We start from the raw sequence: 16,711 nt of genomic DNA on the forward strand, positions 1-16,711 counted from the left end.
AGGAAGCCGAGTTGATCTCGGAGTCGCTGTCAGGCTGAGCGGCGGCGGTGCACGCGGCTGGTGTCGGCGGGACGACCGGGGTCGACGTGGCGGGGCAGGTCCGGTTCGTCCGGGCGCAGCGGGGCGAGGCTGTCGGTGAGCGCGTCGATGATCCGGCTGGTGGCCCGGCGGGCGGCGCCGGGGCTGTCGGCGGTGCTCTCGCCCAGGTCGACGGGTGCGCCGAAGTGCACCCGGAGCACCGGGCGGCGCCACAGCGCACGGGCGATGCCGCGCAGCATGCCCCGGGGCGCCCGGTAGGGCAGCACCTCGTGGGAGCCCCACTGGGCCACCGGCACGACCGGGGCGCCGCAGGCCAGGGCGAGGCGGGCGGCGCCGGTCTTGCCGCGTTCGGGCCACATGCCGGGGTCCAGGCCGATGCGTCCCTCGGGGTAGATGAGGATCACCGACCCGCGGGCGACGGCGGTGGTGGCGTCGTCGAGGGCGCGGTGCACGGCGCTGGTGCCCCGGTCGACGCGGATGTGCCCGGCGTGGCGCATGGCCGCGCCGAGCACCGGGGCGCGGAACAGTCCGGCGGTCGCCATGATCCGGGGCGCGATGCCGCGGGTCTGGCAGGCGGCGGCCAGCACCAGCGGGTCGAACGGGCTGATGTGGTTGGCGGCCAGCACCAGCGGGCCGCGACGCAGGTGGGCCTCGACGTCGCCGGTGACCTCGAGGCGGGCCAGCAGGCCGACGAGGGCGCGGGCCAGCAGTTGGGCCGTGCGCCAGATCAGCGGGGGTTGCCAGGTCGAGTGCGTGGTGTCCATCAGCGCGACATCGTCGCACGCGCCAGTGGGGTCACGAGGGCGGGTCGGGTGATCAGGGTCATGGACCCCGGGCGGGTCCGGGTCAGCCGAGCCTCTACGACGAGCAGTAGTATTTACTACGTCTCGTAGTACGGATGGATGGGGGTTTCAGGTGGACGCGTTGGACGTTGCCCGCTGGCAGTTCGGTGTCACCACCGTCTACCACTTCCTCTTCGTACCGCTGACCATCGGCCTGTCCGTGCTGGTAGCCATCCTGCAGACGATGTGGCACCGCACCGGCAACGAGCGCTACCTGAAACTCACCAAGTTCTACGGCAAGCTCTTCCTGATCAACTTCGCCATGGGCGTGGTCACCGGCATCGTGCAGGAGTTCCAGTTCGGCATGAACTGGAGCGACTACTCCCGCTTCGTCGGCGACATCTTCGGCGCGCCCCTGGCCATCGAGGCGCTCGTCGCGTTCTTCCTCGAATCCACGTTCATCGGCCTGTGGATCTTCGGCTGGGACCGGCTGCCCAAGCGAGCCCACCTGGCCAGCATCTGGGCCGCCGCGATCGGCACGAACCTGTCCGCGTACTTCATCCTCGCCGCGAACTCGTTCATGCAGAACCCGGTCGGCTACCGGATCAACCCGGACAGCGGGCGCGCCGAGCTGACCGACTTCCCGGCGGTGCTGACCAACAAGGTCGCCCTGATCACCTTCCCGCACACCCTGGCCGGCTCGTTCCTGGTCGCCGGGTCGCTGATCGTCGCGGTCGGCCTGTGGCACGTGATCCGCAACCGCGACTCGGCCGACACCGACGCGTACCGCTTCGCCACGAAGTTCGGCTCCTGGGTGGTCCTGGTCGCCTCCGCCGCCGTGCTGTTCACCGGCGACATCCAAGGCAAGATCATGACGGACGTGCAGCCGATGAAGATGGCCGCCGCCGAGGGCCTCTACACCACCGAGAGCCCCGCCTCGTTCTCCGTGCTCACCATCGGCAGCCTCGACGGCAGCCGCGAGGTGTTCGCCCTCAAGATCCCGTACCTGCTGTCGTTCCTGGGCACCGGCGACCCGCACGGCACCGTACGCGGCATCGACGACCTGCAGGCCCAGTACGCCACCCAGTACGGCGCGGGCAGCTACACCCCGATCATCCCGGTCACCTACTGGAGCTTCCGCTTCATGATCACCTTCGGGTTGGCCGCCGGCGCGATCGCCCTGCTGGTCCTGTGGAGCCAGCGCAAGGGCCGCACCCCCAGCAGCAGGTGGCTGCTGCGCGCCGGGCTGGCCATGCCGGTGCTGCCGCTGCTGGCCAACTCCTTCGGCTGGATCTTCACCGAGATGGGTCGCCAGCCGTGGATCGTCTTCGGCGAGATGCTCACCCGCAACGGGGTGTCGCGCAGCGTCTCCCTGACCGAGGTGCTCACCTCGTTCACCGCCTTCACCCTCATCTACGCCACCCTCGCCGTGATCGAGGTGAAGCTGCTGCTGCGCTACGCCAAGGCCGGCGTACCCGACGTCACCGAACAACCCCCCACCGACGACACCGACGACGCCGAGCGCCCGCTCGCCTTCGCCTACTGATCCCGGAGCCCATCGTGGACCTGACCACCATCTGGTTTCTCCTCGTCGCCGTGCTGTTCACCGGGTACTTCATCCTGGAGGGCTTCGACTTCGGCGTCGGCATGCTGCTGCCCGTCCTGGGCCGCGACGACCGCGAGCGCCGCGTCCTGATCAACACCATCGGCCCGGTCTGGGACGGCAACGAGGTCTGGCTGATCACCGCCGGCGGTGCCATGTTCGCCGCGTTCCCCGAGTGGTACGCCACCCTGTTCTCCGGCTTCTACCTGCCGCTGCTGGTGATCCTGCTGGCCCTGATCGCCCGGGGGGTGGCCTTCGAATACCGGCACAAGCGGCCCGAGGCGTCCTGGAAACGCCGCTGGGACACCGCGATCGTGGTCGGCTCGCTGCTGCCGGCGATCCTGTGGGGCGTCGCCTTCGCCAACATCCTGCGCGGTGTGCCGCTGGACGCCGACCACGAGTACGTCGGTGGTCTCGTGGACCTGCTCAACCCGTACGCCCTGCTCGGTGGCGCGACCACCCTCGCGCTGTTCCTCACCCACGGCGCGGTGTTCCTCGCCCTGAAGACCACCGGCGACATCCGCGAGCGCGCGGGAAAGCTCGCGGTACGCGTGGGCGTCGGCGCCGCCGTGCTCGCGGTCGCCTTCCTGACCTGGACGCTGAGCATCCGCTCCAGCGCGGCGGCCGTCGTGCTCGCCGTCGGCGCGGCCCTCGCCCTGCTCGGCGCGCTGGCCGCCGCCCGGGTACGCCGGGAGGGGTGGGCGTTCACCGGCACGGCCGTGGCGATCGGCCTGGCCGTGGCGACCCTGTTCGCGGCGCTGTTCCCGAACGTGCTGCCGTCCACCCTGGACGCGGCCGGCACGCTCACGGCCACCAACGCCGCCTCCACCCCGTACACCCTGAAGATCATGACCTGGGTGGCGGTGATCTTCACGCCGGTCGTGCTGGCGTACCAGGGGTGGACCTACTGGGTGTTCCGCAAGCGCATCGGCGTGGCCAACATTCCGCAGCACTGACCGCCGGGGCGAGCGGGATCGCGCCGATCTTGCACTTTCTGTTGCCGTTGTGCGGGGAAACGCCCCCTACGCCGCGACAGAAACTGCAAGATCGCGGAGCGTTGGGTCGGGCGGGTCGCTCCCGCTAGGGTGTGCCGATGCCCGACCCCGTGCACGTCCGTGAACTCAGCACCGACGACCTCGACACCGCCTGGGAGTTGGGACGGATCGCGTTCGGCTCCACCGCGGAGCGACACACCAGCACCACCGTCGTCGTGCCCGGCATGACCCGCTACGGCGCGTTCGACGACAGTGGCCGGCTCGTCGGCAAGGCCGTCGACCTGCACCACGACCAGTGGTGGTCCGGCCGGGCGGTGCCGGCCGCCGACGTCGCCGGGGTGGCCGTCGCCCCCGAGGCCCGGGGCCGGGGCGTGGGCCGTGCCCTGCTCACCGCCCTGCTGTGCGGCGCCCACGAGCGCGGCGCGGCGGTCAGCGCCCTCTACCCGACCGTCGCCGCCCCGTACCGGGCCTGCGGGTGGGAGGCCACCGGTGTGCTGCGTACCGTCGATCTGGCCACCGCCGCGCTGCCCCGGCACCGGCCCTCCCCGGACCTGGTCGTGCGGGCCGGCACACCTGCCGACCTGCCCGCCGTCGCCGACCTCTACGAGCGGGTCGCCCGGTGCCGCAACGGCATGCTGACCCGCCGGGGTGAGCTGTTCGACTTCTTCGCCGCCGACCGGGGCCTGCCCGGCGACGGTCTCACCCTCGTCGAGGACGACGGCGACCTGGTCGGCTACGCCACCTGGCAGCGGGGCCGGGGCTACGGCGCGGACTCGGTGCTCACCGTCGACGAGGCCCTGGCCGTCACCGCCGAGGCCGCCCGGGAACTCGTCGGGCTGCTCGGCAGTTGGGCCAGCGTCGCGCCGACGCTGCGGCTGTGCCCGCTCGACGGCGACGCCGTCAGCACCGTCCTGCCGCTGGAGTCGGCCCGCGACCACGAGCGGGACCTGTGGATGCACCGACCTGTCGACGTCGCCCGCGCGGTGAGCGCGCGCGGGTGGCCCGCCCACGTCCGGGGTGTCGTCGACTTCGGCCTCACCGACCCGCTCGCCGAGTGGAACACCGGCACCTGGCGGTTGGCCGTCGCCGACGGCGCCGCCGAGCTGACCCGGGTCAGCGGCGAGACCGACCTGCGGCTGGACGTCCGTGGTTTCGCCCTGCTCTACACCGCAGCCGCACCGGCCCGGGCGGTCGCGCAGGCCGGGCTGCTGCACCACAGCACGGCCGTCGATCCGGCCGCGCTCGACCTGCTCGCCGCCGCGGGGCCGGCGCAGCTGCTCGACTACTTCTGACCGGCGGCGGATTGTTTCCGCCCGCGAAGGGGGAACTCGGCGGCGGCAGCGGACAGATACAGGTGTGACAGCCGAGATGCGGGCCCGGATCCGGGCCGGAGACTCCGAGGCGTTGGGTGAGCTCTTCGACGAGCACGCCGACGCGATTCATCGACATGCGCTGTGGAGCGGAGGCGATTCGGCGCACGCCGAGGACGTGGTGTCGCTGACCTTCCTCGAGGCGTGGCGCGTCCGCGAATCTCTGCGCCCGGACGGGGACAGCCTGCGCCCGTGGCTGCTCGGCATCGCGACGAATGTGCTGCGCAATCGCCGTCGGGCGGCGCGCCGGCACCGGGAGGCGTTACGGCGGCTGCCGGTACGCGACACCGTGGCCGACTTCGCCGACGAGGTGGTCGACCGGATGCACGACGCCGACCGGGTGGCCGCCGCCCTGGCGGGGCTGCGGGCGCTGCGCCGCGCGGACCGGGAGGTGTTCCTGCTCTGCGTGTGGTGGCGCCTGGACTACGCGGCGGCGGCCGAGGCGCTGGGCGTACCCGTCGGGACCGTGCGCTCCCGGTTGTCGCGGGCCCGCGTCCGACTGCGCGCGCTGGCGCAGCAGGAGCTGGCCGGCACCCCGATGATCCCCGTCGAGCAGGGAGAGTACCGATGACAGAGCCCTCCGCCCCGCCCGTGGCGGCCCTGCCGGCGGTGCGCCGACAGGCACTGCGGCATCATCTGCTGACCGAGGTCCGGCGGCCGTCGCGGCGGCCCCGACGGGTACGGGTGCTCGTGCCGGTGTCGGCGGCGTTGGCCGTCGCGGTCACGGCCGGGATGATCACCCAGCCATGGGCGCCGGACAGCGCGCCGGTTGTCGTCCCGGTCGCGCAGGGCGAACGCGTCGGCGCGACGCCGCTGCTCAACCGGATGGCCGTGGCCGCCGCCGCGAAGCCGGCGCCACCGGCGGGCACGGGCGGCTACGTCTACATCAGGAGCCGGGGCGCATTCGCCGAACTCGGCGAGGGCCCGGCGCGGCTGCGACCGGTGCACGAGCGGGAGATCTGGATCCCCCGCGACGAGCGGGGTGACGGCCTGCTGCGGCAGCCGTTCTTCGACGCGCCGATCGTCGGCGTGATTCCCGAGCGCGAGACGCTCACCGACGTGACGCCGAACGCCGCGCGTGTCGACCTGCCCGATGACCCGGACGCCCTGCTGGCGAAGCTGTACGCCGAACGCGAGCAGCGGGGTCGGGGCAGCAGTCGCGACGGTGCGGCATTCACCGCGATCGGCGACATCCTGCGCGAGTCGTTGGTGCCGCCGCGCACGAGGGCCGCGCTCTACCGGGCCGCGGCGAAGGTGCCCGGGGTCGAGGTGGTGCGCGGGGTCACCGACGCGGCCGGGCGGCGGGGGATAGCCGTCGCGCACACCGAGCGCAGCCGCCGCGACGAGTGGATCTTCGATGAGCAGACGTTCGACTACCTCGGTGAGCGCAGCTATCTCGTGGCGGACACCGCCGACGGGCCGGCCGGGACGGTGTTGGGCACGACCGCGGTGCTGCAACGAGCCGTGGTGGCGCAGCTCGGGCAGCGCCCGCAACGGTAGGTGACCGGGCGGCCGGCACCCGGCCCTCCGGGTGCCGGCCGCCCGGTGTACGGGCTGGTCAGGCCGGGATCGCCGCCAGCTCGGCGTTCGCGCGGTGGGTGACGACCGTGAGCACCCGTGCCGCCGTGGCGGCCTCGTCGGCGGGGAGGTCCGCGTACAGCCGGGCGGTGAGGTCCGCGACCGCGGCGGCGACGCCGCGCTGGGTGGCGCGACCGGTGTCGGTGAGCGACACCAGCGAGTCGGGGGCCGCGCCGTCGACCTGCGCGAGGCCGGCGTCGACGAGCTGGTCGACCACCTTGTGCACGGCCGACTCGTCGACCTTGAGGGTGCTGGTGACCCGGTGCGTGAGATGTGCGGCCTCGACCGGGCCCTGGGCGAGGACGTTGAGAGCGAGCACCTGGTGGAACGTGACGCCGAGGGGTTCGGTGGCCCGTTCGAGCAGGGCCCGCGTGGCGTAGTGGGCCTGGCCGATGACCTGGCCGTTGAGGGCGGGGATTGTGGACATGACGCCTCCTTCATTACGTTGGCCGAGCCAACGTTGGCTGCACCAACGTAACACCCGATCGTGGGTCGCGCCAACGATTACTGGTAGGCTGCACCCCATGGACACCGCAGCCCCGCAGTCACCCGCCGGGCTGCGCACCACCCCGACCTGGCTGCTCAACCAGACCGCCAGCCACGCCACCCGCCTGCTCACCGAGGGCTTCGCCGCGCACGACCTACGCGGCTACCACTACCGGCTGCTCACCGCGCTCACCGAGGACGGCCCGGCCAGCCAGGCCGACCTCGGCCGCCGCTGCGGCATCGACCGCAGCGACGTCGTCGCGGCCATCAACGACCTGGCCGGCCGAGGGCTCGTCGTACGCGCCCCCGACCCGACCGATCGCCGCCGCAACGTCATAACCGTCACCGACGCCGGCGTCACCGAAGCCCGCCGGCTGGGCGAGACCCTCGACCGCGTCCAACGCGACCTGCTCGCCCCACTGTCCACCACCGAGCGAGAGCAGCTCACACGACTACTCACCCGGCTGCTGGCGCACCACAACCGGCCCTGACCCGCCTCAGCGGGCCTCGCGCAACTCCGCCAGCCGGGCCTCGATCTCGGCCAGCTCCGCGCGCAGCTTCTCCGCCTGCTGCTCCGCCTCGGCCCGCTCGGTGCCCAGGATCTGCTCCACCGCCTCCTGCACCCCGGGCACGTCGACAAGGGCCACCATCTTCAACGCCTCCGCCGGCTTCACCACGTACGGCTTCGCCAGCGCCTTACTGCCCTGCTGCGCCGCGACGGTCCACTCACCGTCGGCGTACGCCAGGGTCACCGTCAGCCCCGCCGGCCCCTTCGGCTTGACGGCCTTGACCGCCCGCCGCGCCGGCGGCTTCTCCGCCTGCTCCACCTTCGGCTCCTCCGGTCGCTGCGCGGGCACCCGCGGCGTGTCCAACACGAACTCCGGCGCCGCCACCACCGGCGACTCCTCCGGCTCCGGTTTCGGCTCCACCACCCGACGCGTCGCGCCCTTGGGCGCCACCGCCAGGTCGGCGGGGGAGAACGGCAACTCGTCGCGACCGAACCGCACCACCACGAACTCGTCGGACACCTCCGGATCGGTCAACTCGATCACCTGACCGACCTGACCGGCGATCTGCCCCGCCGCCGCGGTGAACACCACCCGCGGTTTACGCCCGGCCGCCAACGCCTCCCGGATGCTCTGCACCTCGCTAGTGGACAAACCCTGGCCGGCATCCATCACAACCCTCTTCCGTACACCTGTTTGATTGCTGTCTTGATACCAGCCGGCTGCGACACCCGCCGCACGGGGCTCACACCCCGCTCAACCGCCCAACGCCCGCAACGCCCGATCCGCGTGGTCGTTCATGCTGACCTCACTGTGGATCACCTCGACGACCCGCCGGTCGACACCGATCACGAACGTCATCCGCTTCATGCTCAACGGACCCAACGGCACCCGCCGCTTGACCCCGAACTGCTGCGCCACCGTCCCGTCGGCGTCCGACAGCAGCGGATAGTCGAAGCCGTGCAACCTCGAGAACTCGGCCTGCTTCGCCACCGGGTCCCGGCTGATGCCCACCCGCGACGCGCCCAGCGCCGTGAACTCCGCCGCCAGATCCCGGAAGTGGCAACTCTCCGCCGTACACCCCCGGGTCATCGCCGCCGGGTAGAAGAACAGCACCACCGGCCCGCTCGCCAGGAACTCCGACAGCCGCCGCGGCGTGCCCGTCTCATCCGGCAACTCGAAATCCCGCACCTCGTCGCCGACACCCACACCCGCCACCGCGCACCTCCGTTGTCCGATCGAACGCGCGGTGAGCGTAAGCGATCACACCCAGCGCGCCGCCACCTCGTCCACCACCGCCGCGACCCCGCACCACCCGCCCGCGCCGGTCACGGTAGCGTCGGCCCGACAGATACGCAGCCGTGGAGAAGCTCGGGAGGCACCGTGGCACCCGTCACCGTCATCACCGGCGGCGGCCGGGGCATCGGCGCGGCCACCGCCCGCCGCCTCGCCCACGCCGGTCACCACATCGCGCTGTGCTACCGCCGCGACGACGACGCCGCCACCGCCGTCCTGACCGACCTGCGCGCCGCCGGCGCACAGGCCATCGCGGTACGCGCCGACACCACCGACCCCGACCAGGTCGGCGACCTGTTCGACGCCGCCACCCAACTCGGCCCCCTCACCGGCCTGGTCAACAACGCCGGCGTCACCAGCCCGATCGGCCCCTTCACCGACCTACGCGTCGACGACCTGCGCCGGGTCGTCGACGTCAACCTCGTCGGCTACGTCCTCTGCGCCCAGCAGGCCGCCCGCCGACTCACCGACGGCGGCGCGATCGTCAACGTCTCGTCGGCCGCCGCGACCCTCGGCAGCCCGGGGGAGTACGTGCACTACGCCGCGGTGAAGGCCGCCACCGACACCCTCACCGTCGGCCTGGCCAAGGAACTCGCCCCCAAGGGCATCCGCGTCAACGCCGTCGCACCCGGCATCGTGCGCACCGACATCCACGCCGACTCCGGCGTACCCGACCGCGCCGACACCGCCGCCGGTCGCATCCCGCTGGGCCGCGCCGGCGAACCCGACGAGATCGCCGCCGCCATCGCCTGGCTGCTCAGCCCGGACGCCTCGTACACCACCGGCACGGTCCTGCGGGTCTCCGGTGGCCTCTGACCCCACGGGCAGAGACCACCGGAGCCGGCTCACTGGGTGAACAGCTTCGCCGCCGTGATGACGGTCTGCACCACGCCGTAGCCGAGCAGCACCGCCACCACCGACCAGGAGATCCACAACCGGGCCCGCTGCCCGGACCGACTGTCGTCACTCATCGCGTGGCACCCCTCTCCGCCATCGTGTCCTCATCCACGCCGCGCTCCGACGACGGTTCGTGGTAGCGCCGCGGCACCGGCCGCACCAACAGGTTCGCCACGAAGCCCACGGCCAGCACGCCCACCATCGTGAACAACGCCGGCCGGTACGCCGCCGCCGTCAACGAACCCGGCTCGCCCTGCGCGTCGAGGAACCCGTTGACGATCAGCGGACCCGCGATCCCCGCCGCCGACCAGGCGGTCAGCAGCCGGCCATGGATCGCACCGACCTGGAACGTGCCGAACAGGTCCCGCAGGTACGCCGGCACCGTGGCGAACCCGCCCCCGTAGAACGACAGGATCACGCAGGCCAACAGCACGAACAACGCCGTCGCGGTCTGCCCGACCAGGGCCAGCAGCGCGTACAGCACCATGCCGACCCCCAGGTACACCAGGTAGATCGGCTTACGGCCGATGACGTCCGAGGTGGACGACCACACGAACCGGCCCGCCATGTTGAACAGCGACAGCAGCCCCACGAACCCGCCGGCCGCCGCCACCGACACCGCCGACGTGCCGTTGTCCCGGAAGAAGTCCTGGATCATCGGACTGGCCTGCTCCAGGATGCCGATGCCCGCGGTCACGTTGCAGAACAACACCACCCACAGCAGCCAGAACGAGCGCGTCTTCACCGCGTTCGCCGCCGACACGTTCGCCGTGGTGACAAGCGGTTTCGCCGCCACACTGGCAGGGTCGAAGCCGGCCGGGCGCCAATCCTGCGCGGGCACCCGCACGTTCGCCACCCCGAACATCATGATCACGAAGTAGCCCAGGCCGAGCGTCACGAACAACCACACCAGGGCGCTGCCCGACGCCGTCGACCCCGCGTTGGCCGGGTCGTACCCGGGGTCGTACAACGACAACAGCTGCCGGGACAGGGGAGAGGCGACCATCGCCCCACCACCGAACCCCATGATCGCCAACCCGGTCGCCAGACCCGGCCGATCCGGAAACCACTTGATCAACGTGGAGACCGGGGAGATGTAACCGATGCCCAGACCGATACCACCGAGCAACCCGTAACCCAGATACAGCAACCACAACTGCTTCGTGGCGATACCCAAAGAACCCACCAGGAAGCCCGCCGCCCAGAAACACGCCGAGACGAACATCGCCTTGCGCGGCCCGTTCGCCTCCACCCACGTCCCGGCGACCGCGGCGGACAACCCCAACATCACGATCGCGATGCTGAAGATCACCCCGATCGCGGTCTGGCTGGTGTCGAAGTGGGCGATCAGCGAGTTCTTGTAGACGCTTGTCGCGTAGACCTGACCGATGCAGAGATGAATGGCCAACGCCGCCGGGGGAATGAGCCACCGGCTGTAGCCCGGCGGCGCGACGGTGTGCCGACGATCGAGTACGGAAAGCATGCGCTGCTTCCTCTCCGACGAGGACGAGAGACGTCCCGCACAACGTGCCCACAGCACACGCCTGCGGCAAACCTCACCATCGCCGGACGGTCCCCCCGCTGAGCTGAGCGGTCAGTCAGCGAGCCCGCTGCGGTCAGCAGCTACCGCAGGTCCGGAGTGTGCCAGCCGCCGGCCAACGCGTCGGCGTCCGCCGGACCCCAGGTGCCCTTCTCGTACGACTGCACGGCGGCCGGCAGATCCAGGATCGGCTCGACGACGCGCCACTCCTGCTCGATCGTCTCCTCGCGCGCGAAGCGCAGGTGCTGCCCATCCATCGCGTCGTCGAGCAGACGCTCGTAGGCCTCCTGCCGGCGGCCGAGAGCCGCGCCGAAGTCGACGGAGAGGTCCACCGGGCGGCTGGTCACCTCCGCACCCGGGCTCTTCGCCTGGATCGACATCGTGATGCCGTCACCGCGGCCGAGCCGGAACCGCAGCAGGTTCGCGGGCGCCTCGGCCCCACCCTCGGCGGGGATCAAAGAGCGCTGCGGCTGCTTGAACTCGACCACGACCTCGGTCGCCGTCCCCGGGAGGGACTTACCGGTCCGCAGGTAGAAGGGCACGCCCGACCAGCGGGGGGAATCGACAGTCAACCGGGTGGCGACGAACGTCTCGGTGTTCGAGTCCGGCGCAACGCCCGGCTCGTCGCGGTAACCGGCATACTGCCCCCGGACGGTGGACCGCGGCGACAGTGGCCGGATCTGGCGCAGCACCGCGACCTCCGCGGCGTTGAACGCGTCGGTGTCGTCGGCGGCGGGAGCCTCCATCGCGATGAGCGCCACGACCTGCAGGATGTGGTTCTGCAACACGTCCCGGGTGGCGCCCACCGTGTCGTAGAAGCCGGCGCGGCCCTGGGTGCCGAAACCCTCGGCGAGAGTGACCTGGATGTTGTCGATGTGCTCGTTGTTCCACAGCGGCTCGAAGAGCCGGTTGGCGAACCGGAAGGCGTACAGCCCCTCGACGGCTTCCTTGCCGAGGTAGTGGTCGATGCGGAACACCCGCTGCTGGTCGAAGGCCGCGCGCAGCGTCCGGTCCAGCTCGCGGGAGGACTCCAGGTCGCGCCCGAACGGCTTCTCCACGATGACCCGGCCGCGGTCGGCCAGGCCGGCCGCCGCGAGGCCCTCGACGACGGCGCCGAACACCGCCGGAGGAATCGCCAGGTAGAAGACCGGCCGCTCGGCGCCGCGCAGGCGCTCCGCCAGCCGCTGGTAGGTGGCCGGGTCCGCGTAGTCCCCGGAGATCATCGACAGGTTGTCCGCCAGCCGGTCGAAGGTCTCGTCGTCGACCTCGTTGTTGGCTTCGGTGACCGACTTGCGGGCCGTGGTGACGAGCTGCTGATCATCCCAGGGGGAGCGGGCAACGCCGATCACCGGGACGTCGAGGCGACCGCGCCGGGTCAGCTCGTACAGGGCCGGGAACAGCTTCTTCGAGACGAGGTCCCCCGTGACGCCGAACAGCACTACCGCGTCTGAGCGCATGTCCATGGCACTTCCATTCGATGATCTGATCCTGATCTTCCGAACGGACAACGGCCCGGCCCACCGCGAGAATTCCCCGGCGAGGGGCGCACGTGAGGTCGGCGACAGCGACGGCGCTCTACTCTAAGCAAGGTTTACAGTTCGCGTGTGCCGCGCCTCCACGAACCGCGTGCTGGTTACTCCCTCCAGCACATCCGCGGCCACCAAGACCCGACAATCAGCATCTCGATGTCGCGGTCCCGCACGATCAGGCCAGGTCCCGCATCGTCAGGAAGGCCAGGGAACTTCGTAGTACGTGGTACCCGAGGAGACGGTGACGAGATACTCGGACCTGCGCAGCAGGCCACTCCGCAGCGTGTCAAAGTCAACGGAGTTGGCCTCAAGGAAGACGGTCGGCCAGGTGAGTTGCGTGACCCCCTGATTGCTCAAGGTGCTGATGTCTCGCCTCCACCCGACCCCAACCGTCGAGTCGTGCCCGGGTACGAGGTAGCTCAGGCCCGGCTCGGGCAGCAGTAGCCCATCATCGGTCCTGCCGTTCGCCGCAAGGTACCTCTCGATCTCCTCGACGGCCGAGGTGGTGGTCGGCATCAGCCCGGCAGCCTTGGCACGCTTGTCAACCTCGCGCAGCACATCCAAAATGTCGCCGTCGGCCCCGAAGTACCTGGTCTCGCTCAGATCGCACCTGATGCGGTAGTCGTCGTGTGGCCACAGGGTGTTGGTGTCGCCGGCCCGGCAGATGTCCTGTCTTGACGTCGCGACCGACCTGAGCGGCGCTGCCTGAGTCACGGCGGAGAGCAGGGTGCTGATCCGCTCATGGCTCGAAGCACTTGCCTGCCGGGCCGCGGCCGAGTACGCCTCCCGGCTCGCTTCCTCCCGCGTGGGTGCGTCTGACACACACGCCGTCAGCGCGAGCACCAGAGTTGCAGCCGTTGCCAGCCTGGCCAGGCGACGAGGAGTCATGGTTACGAGGATGCTGGCTGGCCGCACACGCGGGATGAGTCGCCGTACTCATCCACCAAGCACTACGACGAGTACGACGGCTCCTACTCGGGCATCGGGCCGTACCTCGCCCGGCCAGCACCTTCGCCCGACCTCGCCCGCTGCCCTACCGCACTGGCACCATGACGAACGGCAGCAGGGCACAGCCCGCACCGACGAGGAGGCCGGGATGAAACACGACCCGTCGCCCGGCCCGGACGAACGCTTCGTGCAACAGACCGAACGCGTCCGCCGGGAACTGCTGGACAGCGCGACACCGGTCGTCGCGCTCACCGGCCCCGACCGCCCGGCCACCGAGTGCTTCGCCGGCACCGAAACCTTCGACGACACGATCACCGTCGTCCGAATCGTGCACGGCGACCCCACCACCGGACCGTGGGCGACCGTCGACACCGCCCGCTGGGCCGACCTCCCGGTCAACGCCGGCCCGTTACGCACGCACCTCGAACACGGCATGCGACTCGCCGGAGACCGGTTCTCCGACGTCGAATGGACCGAGAACGACACGACTGTCCTGGTCGACGACCAGCCAGTTCCCGGCCGTACGGTACGAGCCGGCCATCGGTGGTGGGCGACCCGCTGCGAACGCGATGGTGTCGAGATCACCGTGACGGCCCGCGACTGGCACCCCGCCACCGTGCACCTCGGCTCGGTCACCGACCTCACCCCACTACTCGACGCACTGGGTAGCCGGCCTACGGCGAAGACACCGCCCACGGAACCGGTCGCCCTGCCGCCCGGCCTGGCCCGCGAACCACACCGGGCGCTCATCGACGCCGCCCTGCGCACCCGTCGGGACCACATCGCCTGGATGGCCGACGGGGGAGCACCGCCGCACCTGCCCCCGTACTTGTCGACGCTCTGGCAAGCCGCCGTGCGTCGACAGAGGCAACTCACCGATCAGGACGAAACCGATGCCGACCGTGCGGTGAGCGACATCGTCGCCCACGTCACCAGCATCGCCGATGGCACCACCTGGTTCGATGAGCACGCGACGCTGCGTGCCCGCGCCATCAACGAAATCCTGCTGTACGGCACCGGGCTAGGTGAAGGTGTGTCCAGTCATCCGGCTCAACGCGCCTGGCGCGAACGGCAACACCTCATGCCCCGACAGGGCGCGCCCATCAACGAGCGCGAGGCCGTCGACTTGCGCTGGCGTGACGCCTGGGCCAGGTGGGCCGACACCGCACTCGACGAGTTCTGACCGGTTGCCCCTCAATCCGCGACCCGAATCCTGATTCGATAATGTACATTATGTAAAGTAACCCGAGCGGACCGGGTCCCCTCGCAGCCTTCAGTCCCGCGTCAGGCCCGGCGGGCAGGCATCCTCGTCGGGTCCGACGAGGCGCGCGTTGACAAGCGGATTGCGGCGCAGCGCGGCGAGCAATAGCGCGCTGCCGCCGATGTCGGTCCAGGTGTCGTCCCAGAGCGCGGAGACGAGCCAGGAGTGATCCGCCGGAAAGAACAGGTCGGGCAGCGCTCCGTCACCGCGCAGGTGACCGGTCCGCCAGGTCAGGGCCTGCTCGGGGCCGGCTTCGACGAGCACGTAGGACCAGCCCCCGTAGAGCGACACCCGGGCGGCGCGCGGGAAGACGACGTCGTGGGCGCCGGTGTCGAGATAACCCAACCACCAGGGCTGGCCCGGGGTGGCCGCGGCGAGTTCACGGACCACGGCGTGTTCGTGGGCCTGCTGGCTGACGCCGCCGGGCGGATGGAACGTGGCGTACGCGTCGAAGACCGCCGGGATCGCCGCGGTGACCGAGAGGCCCGGTGTGGTGTGGTCGGCGATCCAGCCGACGTCGCTGGCCGTGCCGATCGACCAGTTCCGCCCGTCGCCGGTGCGGACGGAGTCGACGCCGGTCGCCGGCTCGCGTTCGTCGGAGATGACGGTTGGCACCGCGTCCGGGTCCCCGCCGGGTGGGTCGGCGGGCTGCCACGTGTGCCCCGCCGGGCAGGCCCGATCCGTGTCGTCGCCGTGCTCCGTGTACGTGTGCGGCATCCGAGGCTGACCGCAGGTGGAGCAGTTAGCGGCCGGCGACGTCATGCCGGCCACGATACGTGCCCCTCGATGCAGGACGGATCGCCTGGGTTCGGGCACTACTCCCCCTCCTCCACCTCTTCCCGGTAACACGAAAATGCTGCATAATATCCTTTATGCATGACAAAAAGGACGAATCGCTCGGGGTGCTGATCGAGGAGTTCCTGACCGCTCGGGCCACCCGCAAGCCCTCCCCCCACACACTGGCGGCGTACCGGCGGGACCTGCACACGGTGGGCGACCTCATCGCCGAGGACGCCGCCACCGCCACTCCCCTCCCCCTGACCGAGCTGTCGATCACCGACCTCTCCCCCCGGGTGATGCGCTCGGCGTTCGCCCGCTTCGCCGCGCCCCGTGCGCCCGCGTCGGTGCACCGCGCCTGGTCCACCTGGAACAGTTTCTTCACGTTCCTGGTCGCGGACGGGTTCGTGGCGGGCAACCCGATGCCGGCGGTCGGCCGGCCCCGGGCGCTCCTCCCCCAGCCGAAACCGTTGCGTGGCACGGACACCCCCGAGGTGCTGCTCGCGTCGGTCGCCCGCGACGACGGTCGGCAGCGCGACCCGTGGCCGGAGCGCGACGTGGCGGTGCTGGCGGTGGCGTTGTGCGCCGGGCTGCGCCTGTCGGAGTTGCTGGCGCTGCGGGTCGGCTCGCTGGCGGGTCGGCCGGGCGAGCGGCGTGTCGAGGTGTCGGGCAAGGGTGGGCGGCCCCGGGTGGTGCCGATCGAGGCCGATCTGGACCGGGTGGTGGCCGACTATCTGGACAGTCGGCGGCGGCGTTTCGGGGCGCGGTCGGTGCGCCCCGACTCGGCGTTGCTCGTGGATCGCCACGGTGAGCCGCTGCGTCGTGGTGGGCTGCAGTATCTGGTGGAGTCGTGTTATCGGCGGGCTGGAATCGGGGACCGGGTGCCGCGGGGGGCGCGGTTGCACGCGCTGCGGCACACGTTCGCGACGCGGCTGGCGGAGGACGGGGCGAGCGCCGCGGAGATCATGCGGTTGTTGGGGCACGCGTCGTTGGCGTCGTCGCAGACGTACATCGAGGTGACGGCCGGGCAGCAGCGCGAGGCGGTGCGGGCCAACCGCACCAACCGGGTGTTGGCGTCGCTGGTGGCGGTGGAGCGGGGGTGAG

Annotated in this window: 18 protein-coding genes; 9 read left to right on the top strand and 9 right to left on the bottom strand. The window is 71.0% G+C overall.

The window, feature by feature from the left end:
• Nucleotides 1-29: 29 nt before the first annotated feature.
• Entirely contained in the window at nt 30-803 is a 774-nt protein-coding gene (locus ACGFH8_RS32245; RefSeq protein WP_393374733.1) for a lysophospholipid acyltransferase family protein, read from the bottom strand.
• Between the two features lie 151 nt (nt 804-954).
• Here ACGFH8_RS32245 and ACGFH8_RS32250 point away from each other — a divergent pair, with 151 nt between their 5' ends.
• The 5 genes from ACGFH8_RS32250 (at nt 955) to ACGFH8_RS32270 (ending at nt 6,289) form a co-directional block, all read left to right on the top strand.
• Nucleotides 955-2,367 (top strand): cytochrome ubiquinol oxidase subunit I, encoded by a 1,413-nt coding sequence (locus ACGFH8_RS32250; RefSeq protein ID WP_393374735.1) that lies wholly within the window; start codon nt 955-957, stop codon nt 2,365-2,367.
• 14 nt (nt 2,368-2,381) lie between these two features.
• On the top strand, nt 2,382-3,380 hold the full coding sequence (gene cydB / locus ACGFH8_RS32255) for a cytochrome d ubiquinol oxidase subunit II (RefSeq protein WP_393374738.1): 999 nt from the start codon (nt 2,382-2,384) through the stop codon (nt 3,378-3,380).
• Between the two features lie 137 nt (nt 3,381-3,517).
• Nucleotides 3,518-4,711 carry an enhanced intracellular survival protein Eis gene (gene eis / locus ACGFH8_RS32260; RefSeq protein WP_393374740.1) on the top strand — a complete coding sequence of 398 codons (1,194 nt, stop codon included), beginning with the start codon at nt 3,518-3,520 and terminating at the stop codon, nt 4,709-4,711.
• Between the two features lie 64 nt (nt 4,712-4,775).
• Complete coding sequence (locus ACGFH8_RS32265) at nt 4,776-5,360, top strand: RNA polymerase sigma factor (RefSeq protein ID WP_393374742.1); 585 nt, start codon at nt 4,776-4,778, stop codon at nt 5,358-5,360.
• On the top strand, nt 5,357-6,289 hold the full coding sequence (locus tag ACGFH8_RS32270) for a CU044_5270 family protein (RefSeq protein WP_393374745.1): 933 nt from the start codon (nt 5,357-5,359) through the stop codon (nt 6,287-6,289). The genes ACGFH8_RS32265 and ACGFH8_RS32270 overlap by 4 nt, the downstream gene beginning before the upstream one ends.
• A gap of 58 nt (nt 6,290-6,347) precedes the next feature.
• Here the strand turns inward: ACGFH8_RS32270 and ACGFH8_RS32275 are convergent, their stop codons facing one another.
• Nucleotides 6,348-6,794, bottom strand: a complete 447-nt coding sequence (locus ACGFH8_RS32275; RefSeq protein ID WP_393374748.1) for a MarR family winged helix-turn-helix transcriptional regulator — start codon at nt 6,792-6,794, stop codon at nt 6,348-6,350.
• Nucleotides 6,795-6,891: 97 nt separating this feature from the next.
• Between ACGFH8_RS32275 and ACGFH8_RS32280 the strand changes: the two genes are divergently transcribed.
• Complete coding sequence (locus ACGFH8_RS32280; protein ID WP_393374750.1) at nt 6,892-7,344, top strand: MarR family winged helix-turn-helix transcriptional regulator; 453 nt, start codon at nt 6,892-6,894, stop codon at nt 7,342-7,344.
• Between the two features lie 6 nt (nt 7,345-7,350).
• On the opposite strand, the gene ACGFH8_RS32285 is transcribed toward ACGFH8_RS32280, so the two are convergent.
• Together ACGFH8_RS32285 and ACGFH8_RS32290 are read right to left on the bottom strand one after the other, a co-directional pair.
• Nucleotides 7,351-8,031 (bottom strand): hypothetical protein, encoded by a 681-nt coding sequence (locus ACGFH8_RS32285; protein ID WP_393374753.1) that lies wholly within the window; start codon nt 8,029-8,031, stop codon nt 7,351-7,353.
• 84 nt (nt 8,032-8,115) lie between these two features.
• Entirely contained in the window at nt 8,116-8,577 is a 462-nt protein-coding gene (locus ACGFH8_RS32290; RefSeq protein ID WP_393374756.1) for a peroxiredoxin, read from the bottom strand.
• Nucleotides 8,578-8,742: 165 nt separating this feature from the next.
• On the opposite strand from ACGFH8_RS32290, the gene ACGFH8_RS32295 reads away from it, so the two are divergent.
• Nucleotides 8,743-9,471, top strand: a complete 729-nt coding sequence (locus tag ACGFH8_RS32295; protein WP_393374759.1) for an SDR family NAD(P)-dependent oxidoreductase — start codon at nt 8,743-8,745, stop codon at nt 9,469-9,471.
• A gap of 29 nt (nt 9,472-9,500) precedes the next feature.
• Here ACGFH8_RS32295 and ACGFH8_RS32300 read toward each other — a convergent pair whose 3' ends face one another.
• The 4 genes from ACGFH8_RS32300 to ACGFH8_RS32315 form a co-directional block, all read right to left on the bottom strand.
• Complete coding sequence (locus ACGFH8_RS32300) at nt 9,501-9,626, bottom strand: hypothetical protein (protein ID WP_393374761.1); 126 nt, start codon at nt 9,624-9,626, stop codon at nt 9,501-9,503.
• A complete protein-coding gene (locus ACGFH8_RS32305) occupies nt 9,623-11,035 on the bottom strand; it encodes an OFA family MFS transporter (RefSeq protein ID WP_393374764.1) in 1,413 nt (470 codons plus the stop codon). The genes ACGFH8_RS32300 and ACGFH8_RS32305 overlap by 4 nt, the downstream gene beginning before the upstream one ends.
• Before the next feature lie 140 nt (nt 11,036-11,175).
• Nucleotides 11,176-12,555, bottom strand: coding sequence for a glucose-6-phosphate dehydrogenase (gene zwf, locus ACGFH8_RS32310; protein WP_393374767.1), 1,380 nt, complete (start codon nt 12,553-12,555; stop codon nt 11,176-11,178).
• A 261-nt stretch (nt 12,556-12,816) separates the two neighbouring features.
• Nucleotides 12,817-13,509 carry a hypothetical protein gene (locus tag ACGFH8_RS32315; RefSeq protein ID WP_393374769.1) on the bottom strand — a complete coding sequence of 231 codons (693 nt, stop codon included), beginning with the start codon at nt 13,507-13,509 and terminating at the stop codon, nt 12,817-12,819.
• A 208-nt stretch (nt 13,510-13,717) separates the two neighbouring features.
• Between ACGFH8_RS32315 and ACGFH8_RS32320 the strand changes: the two genes are divergently transcribed.
• On the top strand, nt 13,718-14,752 hold the full coding sequence (locus ACGFH8_RS32320; RefSeq protein WP_393374771.1) for a hypothetical protein: 1,035 nt from the start codon (nt 13,718-13,720) through the stop codon (nt 14,750-14,752).
• Between the two features lie 90 nt (nt 14,753-14,842).
• On the opposite strand, the gene ACGFH8_RS32325 is transcribed toward ACGFH8_RS32320, so the two are convergent.
• Nucleotides 14,843-15,592, bottom strand: a complete 750-nt coding sequence (locus ACGFH8_RS32325; protein ID WP_393374773.1) for a hypothetical protein — start codon at nt 15,590-15,592, stop codon at nt 14,843-14,845.
• 110 nt (nt 15,593-15,702) lie between these two features.
• Between ACGFH8_RS32325 and ACGFH8_RS32330 the strand changes: the two genes are divergently transcribed.
• Entirely contained in the window at nt 15,703-16,710 is a 1,008-nt protein-coding gene (locus tag ACGFH8_RS32330) for a tyrosine-type recombinase/integrase (RefSeq protein WP_393374775.1), read from the top strand.
• The last annotated feature ends 1 nt before the right edge of the window (nt 16,711 follow it).

This window comes from Micromonospora sp. NPDC049175, from assembly GCF_043197345.1.
GTDB lineage: Bacteria > Actinomycetota > Actinomycetes > Mycobacteriales > Micromonosporaceae > Micromonospora.